The following is an 11,827-nucleotide window of genomic DNA, read 5'->3' on the forward strand; positions in this document are numbered from 1 at the left end:
AAAAGGTACAAATTTTTGAGTAACTGATAAACCCTTTTTTATCAGCAAAAAAAACGTCATAATGACATGAGATATATTCAAATTAGTTATTTATCGGAAATTATGTCGGTAAAAAGTAGTGAAAATTGGAAGATTATCGCCTTGGTACACTTTTGAATTATTGGTTTTCCAAAACAAAACGATAAAAACGATGGCACAATTAACATTAAAACCAACAAGTAATTTCAGGGGAGGAAATATAAATTCCTTCTTGGAAAGATTTTTTGAGGACACCAATTTGATGACTTCTTCAAGAGGTTCATTTATTCCAAAAGTGGATATTGCTGAAACTGAAAAAGAATTCGAAATCCAAGTTGCAGTCCCTGGGCTTGAGAAATCAGATTTTCAAATTGCAATTGAGGAAGATCGCCTAATTGTCAGTGGTGAGCGTAAATTGAAGGAAGAAAAAAAGGAAAAGAATTACCATTCAATTGAAACTCATTACGGATCTTTTAGCAGATCATTCTATATTCCAGAGAATGTAGATAAAGCAGCTATTGAAGCCACGTACGAAGGTGGAATTTTGAGACTCTCACTTCCAAAGGATGAAAAGAAAAATGTAAAGAAATTGGTAGAAGTGAAATAATTCGATCTAAATCAGAGTGAAAAAGCGGGAATCTTCCCGCTTTTTTCGTTTATAAAAAACTACTCTTTCACCTTTGGCGTTAAGCTATTAACTTGAGGAAATTCAAAATTAAAAATAGATAGAATGAATAGTAGACAATTTTTTGGAGGAGTGGTAATAGGTGCGGTGGTGAGTACAATAATTGTTTTGCTAACCCTTCCTTTTATAATTGAAATGAACTCAAATAGCGAGACTATTGAAGAGAAGCAGAATGTGAGCTACACGAATTTCAGCGAGACTGAAAACATTAAATATAATGTGCCGGAGGGCCTCAATTTTATTGATGCTGCCAATACCGTAAAAAACGGAGTAGTTTATATCAAGTCCACTTCCACGGGTCGTAATAGAGGCTCATTATTCAATCAGTTTTTCACCGATCCCGACGAATCCTCCCGAAGTCGTCGTCGTAGAGATATGCCATTTTCCTCATCAGGTTCAGGGGTAATACTTACGCCTGATGGTTATATCGTTACTAATCATCACGTGATCAATATGGCTGAGCGCATTGAAGTTACTTTAAATGATAATCAAACTTATCAAGCTGAGCTTATTGGTACAGATCCGACAACCGATTTAGCACTTATCAAAATCAAGGAAAATAATCTGCCATTCGTAAAATATGGCAACTCCGACATAGTGAATATTGGAGAGTGGGTTTTGGCAGTTGGCAACCCATTCGATCTTAACTCTACCGTAACTGCAGGAATCGTAAGTGCAAAGGCCAGAAGTATCGATATTTTACGAGAAAATTCCCTCGCAGTAGAATCCTTCATTCAAACAGATGCTGTGGTAAATCCAGGTAATAGTGGTGGTGCATTGGTGAATTTAGGTGGGGAGCTTATCGGAATTAATACAGCGATTGCTACTCGTACAGGCTCATTTAGCGGATATTCTTTTGCAGTACCTGTTTCCTTAGTCAAAAAAGTAATCGAGGATCTGAAAGAATTTGGTAAGGTGCAGCGAGCAATTTTGGGAGTGATTATTATCGATTTGAATTCGCAACTTGCTAGGGAAAAGAACTTACCAATAAGCCAAGGAGTATTGGTGGATCAAGTAAATATCAATAGCTCAGCTTATGATGCGGGCATTGTAAAAGATGATATAATTATTGGGATAGATGGGAAGAAAATCAATTCTATATCAGAACTGCAGGAAACTGTTGCTCGCCATCGACCAGGTAAGGAGCTTACTGTTAAGATTTATAGAAATGGAGAAGAAATTGAATTACAAGCGACCTTAAAAAGTGCCGAAGGTAATTCTGCGGCCATCCCTAGAGTAATTCCAGCAGATGCACAAATTGAAGGAATTACAGTAGAAAGAATACCTTCAGAATTACTAGAGGAGCTGGAATTAGCAGGAGGAGTAAGAATAGTAGAAGTGAAGGAAGGTAAGTGGCTGGATGCTGGCTTGCAAGAAGATTTTATAATAACCTTCATCGGTGATAAGAGAATAAATACCACTGAGGACTTCCAAGCTGCAGTTAAAGAATTTGAAATTGGGCAGGAGGTTGTGTTAATTGGTCTTTATCCTGATGGTAAAAAATCCTTCTACTCATTTACTTGGTAAAAGGAAGGTTCCTTTCCCAAAAGCTATTAATTTTAAGCAGAGTTTCGGCTCTGCTTTTTTTATTTATACCTTATGAAAGACTCTTCAATGAGAGTTCAATTATTACGATAGACCCAAAATATTATGCAAGATCGTTCATTCAAAATTCAGGAATCATTAGACCTTTTAGGTATTCAACCCACCAACGAGGGAATTTCAACTGGTAGTAAATCCTGGAAAGGCCGCGGAATTCAATTTGATTCTTATTCGCCGGTTGATGGAAGTCTGATAGGTTCGTGCAATGGAGGAAATGAAGAGGATTTTAATCAAATATTAGAAGAGGCTCAAAGGGCATTTGAATATTGGAGAATGGTACCTGCACCCCAAAGAGGCGAAATTGTGCGCCAGATTGGAGATGAATTGCGGAAATATAAAGATCCTTTAGGGCGTCTTGTTTCCTACGAAATGGGGAAGTCACTGCAGGAAGGCTGGGGCGAAGTGCAAGAAATGATCGATATCTGCGATTTTGCTACAGGTCTTTCTAGGCAATTGCATGGTTTCACTATGCATTCGGAAAGGCCAAGTCATAGAATGTATGATCAGTATCATCCATTAGGAGTAGTAGGAATTATTTCAGCCTTTAACTTCCCAGTTGCAGTTTGGTCTTGGAATAGCATGTTGGCTTGGATTTGTGGGGATGTATGTATTTGGAAGCCGTCAGAAAAATCTTTCCTGTCGGCAATTGCTTGTCAGAATATAGCGAGAGAAGTATTCAAGCGAAATAGTCTTCCAGAAGGTATTTCGAATCTTATTGTTGGTGACTATAAGGTGGGAGAATTGATGAGTAATTCACCTGCGATCCCATTGGTAAGTGCAACTGGCTCTACTCGAATGGGCAAATTGGTATCAGAAGCTGTTGGCAAAAGGTTGGGCAAAACGATATTGGAGCTTGGTGGCAACAATGCGATGATTATTACCCCAAGCGCAGACTTGAATATAGCAATCCCAGGTGCCGTATTTGGTGCAGTTGGAACTTGCGGTCAACGCTGCACATCCACCCGCCGATTGATCGTACATGAATCGATGCTTGAATCGGTAAAAGAGAAGTTAAAATCAGCTTATTCTCAGTTAAAAATTGGAAATCCATTGGATGAGAAAATACATGTTGGTCCACTAATCGATAAGGATGCGGTTAAATCATATCAAGAAGCTATTCAAACCCTAGATAAAAAAAATGCAGAGGCAGTAGTAGCGGGAGGAATACTGGAAGGAGAAGGCTATCAATCTGGCTGTTTTGTAAAGCCAGCAATTTATTGCGCAAAGCCTGAATGGGAAATTGTACAGAAAGAAACCTTTGCTCCAATACTTTACATATTGACTTACAGATTTTTTGATGAAGCTATTAGTATTCAAAATAGTGTACCACAAGGTTTATCTTCATCTTTGATGTCGCTAAACTTGCGGGAGGCTGAGCAGTTTTTATCTCACAAAGGTTCTGATTGTGGTATAGCAAATGTGAACATAGGAACATCTGGAGCTGAGATTGGTGGCGCTTTTGGAGGTGAGAAAGAAACAGGAGGAGGAAGAGAATCTGGCTCGGACGCATGGAAAGCTTATATGCGTAGGCAAACTAACACTATCAATTATGGAAATACCCTCCCGCTTGCGCAAGGGATCAAATTTGATTTGTAATTTCTAAATAGCAAAATCCTAAAAACAAAAAGCCTGTCTAAATTGATTTAGACAGGCTTTTTGGCTTGTGGAGCATAACGGAGTCGAACCGATGACCTCTACACTGCCAGTGTAGCGCTCTAGCCAGCTGAGCTAATGCCCCTAAATTTGGATTGCAAATATAGATGAAATCACTTTAACTCAAAATCTTGAAAATTTTTATTGGACTTATGACTCAATATTTTTCTAAATTCTCAAAAATCAATCTTACCAAGTTTAGATTTTGAAATTTTTGAAATTTTCGCCCTGATAATTGAAAACACACTAATTCCTATTAATGCCTTAATCATACTCATATAACAGGGAGTTAGATTCTAGTATTTTATCATTTATTTTGTCTTATGAAAATGGATCAAATGCAAGCGAGATATAATAAGGTAAGCGCAGAGCTAATAGAGTCATTTGTTGAAATTGTAGGAAACAACAATGTGATTATTGACGATGCCTTGAAATATGACTACTCTCATGACAAAACGGAAGACTATTCCTTTTTGCCTGAAGTTGTGCTAAAACCAAATACTACTGAGCAAATTGCTGAAATCATGAAGCTGTGTAATCAGCACATCATACCAGTAACTCCACGTGGTGGCGGCACAGGCTTGAGTGGCGGAGCTCTCCCATTGCACAATGGAGTGGTGATTTCGATGGAGAGATTTAACAAGATCCTTGATATTGATGAATTGAATTTACAGGTTACGGTAGAGCCAGGGGTTATTACAGAAGTATTGCAAGAAGAGGTTAAAAAGCTTGGTCTTTTTTATCCTCCAGATCCCTCAAGTAAGGGGTCTTGCTTTATTGGCGGTAATATTGCCGAAAATGCGGGAGGCCCTAAAGCTGTGAAATATGGTGTTACCAGAGATTATGTGCTCAATTTGGAGGTAGTGCTGCCAACTGGTGAAATTATTTGGACTGGAGCAAATGTATTAAAGAACTCAACTGGTTATAACCTTACCCAATTGATGTGTGGGAGTGAGGGTACATTAGGAATTGTTACCAAAATAGTATTGAAACTAAGAGGATATCCTGCCAAATCGGTTTTATTACTTGTTCCATTTAGTACAAATGAAGAAGCGTGTAAAGCCATTTCAGCTATTTATGTAGCAGGAATTACTCCTTCTGGAATGGAATTTTTTGAGCGTGAGGCGGCAGTCCGTACTATTTCGTACGTGGAAAATACGCTAAATAGTAAGGTTACTACTCAGATTCCTGAGAATATGGATGCATATCTTCTCTGCGAATTGGATGGAAATGATGAAGAAGTGCTCATGAAGGACGCAGAAATCGTGATGGGTGTAGTTGAGCAATTTGATATTGGCGAAGTGCTTTTTGCGGAAACAAATGCCCAAAAGGATGAATTATGGAAAATTAGACGGAATATTTCACCAGCAGTTAATGCATATAGTCTAACCAAAGCAGAAGATGTAGTAGTGCCTCGTGGAAATTTGCCAGCTTTAATTATAGGAATCAAGCAAATTGGGAAGCAGTATGGCTTTAATACCGTTTGCTATGGACATCTTGGTGACGGCAACTTGCATGTGAATGTGATGAAGGAAAATATTTCAGATGACGATTGGAATTCTAAAGTAATAGAGGGGATAGGTAAAATCTTTGAACTTACCGTTTCCTTGAAAGGAACCTTATCGGGAGAGCATGGTATAGGGATTGCCAAAAAGCCATATATGAAGTTGGCTACTTCCGAAGTGAATTTACATTTGATGAGGGGAATCAAATCAGTATTCGATCCAAATGGCATTTTAAACCCAGATAAGATATTTTAATTCTTTACAAATGCGGGAAAACCTCCCGCTTTACCTTTCTATAGAAACAAAAAAGGCAATCCAAACGGGTTGCCTTTTTTTACAATTAAATCTTTTAATTTCTTAGAAACCAATACCGAACATGATCAACACGTTCTGAGATTGGAAATCGTTTTGATTAACTTCGTTTCTGTAAGCGTTGATTTGAGATACTCCTGCTCTGTAGCGTACATCTAATGTGTACTTCAATTTATGAGCATTGAAATCTAAACCAGCACCAACTACAGCTCCAAGATCCCAGTTTCTGATTCTAGAAGACCAGTTTCTATTTGCAGTAAATTCTGGGCTTTGAGAAACAGGAGCATCAGGACTGAAAATATTAAGTACAGCTCTTTGTTGTGCTCTTGTGTACATATTATATGCAATAGCAGGGCCTACAAAGAATCTTGGCTGAATAGCACCTCTTAACAATGCTGGATGGAATACTGCAAAAGCATTCAAATCAACATTATGCATATTAAGAGAAGACTTAACAATATCGATATCGTCGAAATCGTCTATACCAATTTGTGGGAAGCCATTGTAATCTGTAATATACAGATCCCAAATGCTAGTACCCGGACGAAGGTTTGCACCAGAACGAGCATACATAAGCTCAGGAGAAACGCTTAACCAGTCGTTAATTTTGTACGTCATAAACAGGCCACCTGCGAAACCGCTTCTGGCATCTGCTACATTTTCGAAATCTTGAGCAATGTTTGCTCTAACGAAACCAACTTTTGCTCCGTACGTGATTCGGTCTTCTTTGGCAGCATCCTGAGCCTTTACCTGCAGACCGGTAAAAGCCAATAGTCCTGCGAAGACCAGGGCGATTTTGAATTGAGCAGGCTTCAAGATCAGTGATGTGATAAAGGTCTTTTTCATATTATGAATTTAAAAAGTTTTACTATTAAAACTAAGGCTAAAATAAATCAATGGTTTTCAATCTTCAAAACAATTACATCAAATTTTAATAATTTGTTTTGGATTCCCAAAAATATGAAAGGTTTTTTGGTTTTTAACTATAAGTCTGATATTTTTGTAGAAATTAAAAGCTCGCCAAGTTTTTAATCATTCATTTAACTATTAAATGTCCACATTTTCAAACACGCTTACACATTATATATATAGGCGTCTCCTACCAACACGAATTATCCAGCAATTCTGTCATTTTTCGAATTTATTTATTCGAAAGATTGACAATGTGAATTGCTGTGTTTAATATTACACCCGAATTGTTTAATTTTTTAACCAAATAACCAATACACATGAGAAAACTCAAAATTGTATTACCATTAATGGTGTTCTTCGCGCTCGCCATTTTTGTGTCCTCTTGTAGTGATGACTTCACTGAGGAAGATGCGCTTTTACTTCAAGGAGATCTCCTTGAGCAAAAGCTTCGCTCTGAGTCTGAGCTGGCAACAGCTTTGGCTACATTGCAAAATCAACTTGCTATCGCCATTTTGGAGAAGCAAGCTGAATTAGATAGCCTTAAGGCTATTCAGGCTGGAGAAAGTGCTGAAGCTCAGGCTGAGTACGATTCTTTATTGGTAGTAGCTCAAGGTAGGATTGATTCTCTGGCCGCTGCACAAATAGCAGCAATTGATAGCTTAAAGGCATATTACAATGCTGAACTTGACGAGCAAGCTCGTGAGCATGAAGCTGAAATTGCTCAGATGCTAGCTCAGCTACAAGCTGAAATTGACAGCTTAATGGCTGCACAGCAAGGTCAAATTGACCAAGAGATGCAATTATTACTTGATTCTTTAGCTAGAATCGGTGGTATTATCAATTATTCTGTGAACGTAGTTCCTGCTGGTAATGCTTCATTCGGTGAAGGTGCTACTAACCTTAAGACTGATGTTGCTGGTATTCGCGTTATTGCTTCTCAAAATGGTATGACTTACGAAACTGTAACTGATGCAGGTGGTATTGCTCATTTCCCTGATATGAGAGTTGGTAACGTTGCTGTTACTGTATTAGGTAGCGAAGTTGATCATACTGATCTTCGTTTTGTTGCTGAACTTAACGTACAAGGCGCTGGTAGTGGTGTTGATTATTCTCAAATCACTCGTAGTGCTGGTACTAGAGTAGCTCTATTCCCAGTTGGTGATAGCCCATTAGCTGCTACTTTGAACGGTCAAATTACTTGGGAACAAGATTTAACAAATGACGAAAGAGAAGCTGCTACAGTTGGTATTCCAGTATTAGCTCGTTTGAATGCTAATGCTGCTGGTTTCAGAGCAAGATACTTTAATACATCTGCTAACGCTTTCAATAACGTTCAGCTTGGTGGTAATGTGATTTCTATGGCTTATGATCCTGCTGTATCTCGTGGTGCAGTTGTGGATGCTGACGGTACTTATGAAATCACTGGAGCTCCTGCATCTCTTGATGGCTTAGAGCTTGAATTAGTGATTAATGACTTCGCTGCTGATCAAACTTTATTGTTGAATCAATTAAACGACCGTCCATACCCACGCACTGAAGAAGATGCTGAAGACAATGGTAAAGTTGCTAATGTAAGAACATTCTTCTCTACAAGTGGCACTACTCCAACTGCAGTTCCTACTGTTTCTGCTGCATTTGTAATGGTTCCTGCTCCTACAAACGTATATGAGCCAGGTGACAACGGAACACCTCCTACTAACGTTGTTAGAGGTTCTGGTGCTACTGCTGAAGGTGTTGTAGGTCCATTATCTGGTGGTATTCAGTCAATTGCTGTTACAAACACAGGTTCTGGCTACTCTGTAGCTCCTGCAGTATCTTTACCAGCTCCTGAAACTATTGGTGGTGTTCAAGCAACTGCTGTTGCAACTATTAATGCAAATGGTGAAGTACAAACTATTACTGTAACTAACCCAGGTTCAGGTTACCAAGGTAACAACTATACTGCTACTATTACTCCAGCTACTGTTAATGCAACTGCTGTTGCTTCAGTAACTTACTCTGTAACTGGTGCAACTGCTGCAACTAGCTTTGACGCTACTGCTGCTTCTCCTGCTGCTTTCGGTAATGCTGGTGTTTATACTTTAACTAGTGTTGCTCCAACTGTAACTGTAAATGGTGGTAATGGTGGTGATCCTGATGCTCAAATTACTGCTAATATGACTACTGCGGTTTACGGTGCTACTGTAACTGCTGGTGGTACTGGTTATACTTCGGCTCCTCAAGTTTCTATTTCTCAGCCAGGTGGTGATGGTACAGGTGCTCAAGGTGTTGCTAACTTACGTAAACAAGTTTCTACAATTTCTGATAGAGTTCCTGCGGTTACTCCTCCAGCAAATCTTCGTTCTGGTTTCTATAGAGCTGCTCCTGCAGTTACTTTTAATCAGCCTGCTGGTGCAACAAGAGCTGAAGGTACTGCTGTATTAGGTACTACTGGTAGAGTTAACTCTGATCCTAACGCAAACCTTGGTGCATTCCAGTGGTGGGCTCCAGGTGTATATTACTCTACTATAGATCAATTGAATAATCGTCGTCCAAGACTTCAAGATTCAGTTGCTGTTGCTGGTGGTGCAAACAATGCTGTTCTTACTTTCACTCCTGCTGGTGGTGGAAATGGATTGAACCCAAGTGCTACATTTGAAGTTTCTGCTCGTCGTATGGGTTGGATTACTGATAATGGTGGAACTGGTTTTGATGTTACTGTTGAATTTACAATTCAGAATTTGAATCCAACTGTAAATGCTCAACAAGATCAAGGTGGTGCTAACATCACTTATGATAGAGAACTTAGAGTATCTAATTTAACTGTTGCTGCTCAAGGTACAGGTTACGATGCTGCTAACTTACCAGTTGTAGCTGTTAATATTGCATCATTGTTAGGTCCATCAGGTTCATTTAATGACGTAAACGGCAACCCTAACGGTGCAGGTGCTGGTTATGAAGAAGTTGGTGTTGGTTCTGGTAACTATCGTTTAATTCAAAACTCTGGTACTAATCCATTGAACTTTGAATTTAGAAGTCAAGCTAACTTGCAAACTGCACTTATTGTAGAACGTCAAGTTGCTAGCATTACTGTGACGAACCCAGGTTCTTATGCTCTAGGCGATGCAATTACATTTACTTTAGCTGAGCCTTCTCCAGTTCCTCCTGCTACTGCTGTTTTGTTAGGCGGTACATTTGAAGCTGGTACTGAAGGTGCTGGTGTTGCTGCAGTTGGTAACGAATTCCGTATCAATACTACAAATACTGTAGAAAGCGTAACAATTACGCAAATTGGTTCTGGTTATGATCCTGCTGACCTACCAACGATTGAATTCCTTGGTGGTGGTGGTACAGGTGCTGCTGCTACTCTAGTATTAGCTCAAGGTGTTGCTGGTTACAATGTTGTTGATGGTAGCTTCGGTTATTCTCAAGATCCTGTAGTTAGTATTTCTGGTGGTACTCTTGTAGCTGGTTCTCCTGCTGCTATTGCTCCAGCTCTTACTTTTGGTGAAGGTAGAGTTACTTCTGCTCAAATCTTGAACCCTGGTTCAGGTATCATGGCTCCTAATGGTACATTAAGAGGTACTATTATTGGTGAAGGTGCTACTGGTGGTCATGGTGCGCAAGATGCTGCTAACGCTGGTAATGCTGAATTTACGTTCACTGTAACTGGTGGTCAATTATCTTCAGTAGCTATCGACAAAACAGGTTCTTGGTCTTCAACTCCATTATTCCCATTAACAGTTACAAACTTCTTAATTGATGTTGCTGCTCATGATGGTACTGGTGTTGCTGTAGGTACAGCTTCTAACACAAATGCAAACATTCGTGCTGCTGCTAATTCTACAAACACTAACTTGCCTATCATGGGTGTTGTTGATACGAATGTATTAACTGCTGGTTCTGGTTATACGCTAGGCGCTAGTGCTACATTTGCTGCTCCAGTATTCGCTGGCACAGGCGCTTCTACTGCTACTGGTTCTGCAGTATTAGTAGGTGCTTCATTAACTGATGTTACTGTAACTAACTCTGGTGTTTACCAAGTTTCTGGCAATAACGCCGGTCCAGTTGTAATTACAATTGCTGGTTTCTCTGAGCAAACTGCTCCAGGTACTCCAGCTGTTCCTGGTACTTATGTTGGTCAGCAAGCTTATGTAACATTAACTGTTGATCCAAACACAGGTCGTGTAGTTGGTGGTACTGTAACAAATGGTGGTTCTGGTTACGAATCAATTCCTGATGTTACTGTTTATCCAGCTATCCCAGGTGTAGGTTCTGGTGCTGAAGTTGAGATATTGAATGTATCTGCTATCACTTCAAACACTAATCCTAACACTGGTGGTACACTTTCTGGTATCCGTGTTAACAATGGTGGATCAGGTTACTTCGGTAGAAACTATCCTTCTGCTCAGGGCGTAATGTTCTACGGTACAAACAATACTAACATGGTAATGGTAGTGTCTGGTGGTACTCATGCAAAAGATATCTACTTAGGTACTGGTCAAAGAACTATTGAAAACTAATTCTTAGATTAGATAAATATCTTATATTAAAAAGGCCTTCCATTTGGAAGGCCTTTTTTTATGTTATCCAGCGAGCTGTTGGCCAGTTTTAGGATTAGTCGGTTTTAGGATTTTACTCCTTATTTGTCTGCTTTGATTAGGTTGATTAAGTGATAGACTATGATTTCTAGCTTTGTCTCGTGCTGAAAAAGGTTTATAGGTTTGTTCTAGTGTGCTTTTATAAAGCATGCTTTTTTAATTTTAGGATTTGTAGCCGAGAGATTAGAGAGCTGAAAAATGAATTTATTTAGAAAATTGCATTAATAGTGTAATAGGAAATCAAATGGATAGGCTTTGCGAAAAAAAAACAGTTGATTTTTTAGACTAGTAAATGTTATTTTTTTCTGAGTATCTACGAATGAAATTTTCTGTTCTCTATTGAAGCCATATTTAATAGCCGTTGGTTCAACCTAATAGTGGGATAATGGAATAGCTCAAAGCGATCCTACTACCTTAGGCAATTAAGTCTCAATTGTCTGAACTATGATTCTTTTGATTAAATGATTAATATGATTTTTTTAGATGTGTCGTCCTGAAATAAGTTTACAGGTTTGAAATGAAGTCCTAGAATAGATTTACAAATTTAAAATAATCCTGTT

Annotated in this window: 6 protein-coding genes and 1 tRNA gene; 5 read left to right on the plus strand and 2 right to left on the minus strand. The window is 38.9% G+C overall.

Features of this window, described 5'->3' with window-relative positions; genetic code table 11:
- Window positions 1-190 precede the first annotated feature (190 nt).
- The 3 genes from ACOXY8_RS12280 to amaB all read left to right on the plus strand — a co-directional run bounded on the left by ACOXY8_RS12280 (window position 191) and on the right by amaB (window position 3,901).
- Window positions 191-625 (plus strand): Hsp20/alpha crystallin family protein, encoded by a 435-nt coding sequence (locus tag ACOXY8_RS12280; protein ID WP_458331893.1) that lies wholly within the window; start codon window positions 191-193, stop codon window positions 623-625.
- A 123-nt stretch (window positions 626-748) separates the two neighbouring features.
- Window positions 749-2,230 carry a trypsin-like peptidase domain-containing protein gene (locus ACOXY8_RS12285; RefSeq protein ID WP_458331894.1) on the plus strand — a complete coding sequence of 494 codons (1,482 nt, stop codon included), beginning with the start codon at window positions 749-751 and terminating at the stop codon, window positions 2,228-2,230.
- 123 nt (window positions 2,231-2,353) lie between these two features.
- Entirely contained in the window at window positions 2,354-3,901 is a 1,548-nt protein-coding gene (amaB, locus tag ACOXY8_RS12290) for an L-piperidine-6-carboxylate dehydrogenase (RefSeq protein ID WP_458331895.1), read from the plus strand.
- A 68-nt stretch (window positions 3,902-3,969) separates the two neighbouring features.
- Here the strand turns inward: amaB and ACOXY8_RS12295 are convergent.
- Window positions 3,970-4,043 (minus strand) — tRNA-Ala (locus tag ACOXY8_RS12295).
- 253 nt (window positions 4,044-4,296) lie between these two features.
- Here ACOXY8_RS12295 and ACOXY8_RS12300 point away from each other — a divergent pair.
- Window positions 4,297-5,718: an FAD-binding oxidoreductase gene (locus ACOXY8_RS12300; RefSeq protein ID WP_458331896.1), complete on the plus strand. Its 1,422-nt coding sequence runs from the start codon at window positions 4,297-4,299 to the stop codon at window positions 5,716-5,718.
- Window positions 5,719-5,820: 102 nt separating this feature from the next.
- Here ACOXY8_RS12300 and ACOXY8_RS12305 read toward each other — a convergent pair whose 3' ends face one another.
- Entirely contained in the window at window positions 5,821-6,621 is an 801-nt protein-coding gene (locus ACOXY8_RS12305) for an outer membrane beta-barrel protein (protein ID WP_458331897.1), read from the minus strand.
- 383 nt (window positions 6,622-7,004) lie between these two features.
- Here ACOXY8_RS12305 and ACOXY8_RS12310 point away from each other — a divergent pair, with 383 nt between their 5' ends.
- Window positions 7,005-11,189, plus strand: a complete 4,185-nt coding sequence (locus tag ACOXY8_RS12310) for a hypothetical protein (RefSeq protein WP_458331898.1) — start codon at window positions 7,005-7,007, stop codon at window positions 11,187-11,189.
- Window positions 11,190-11,827 lie beyond the last annotated feature (638 nt).

The organism is Peijinzhouia sedimentorum (genome assembly GCF_049340005.1).
Classification (GTDB): domain Bacteria; phylum Bacteroidota; class Bacteroidia; order Cytophagales; family Cyclobacteriaceae; genus CAXBDP01.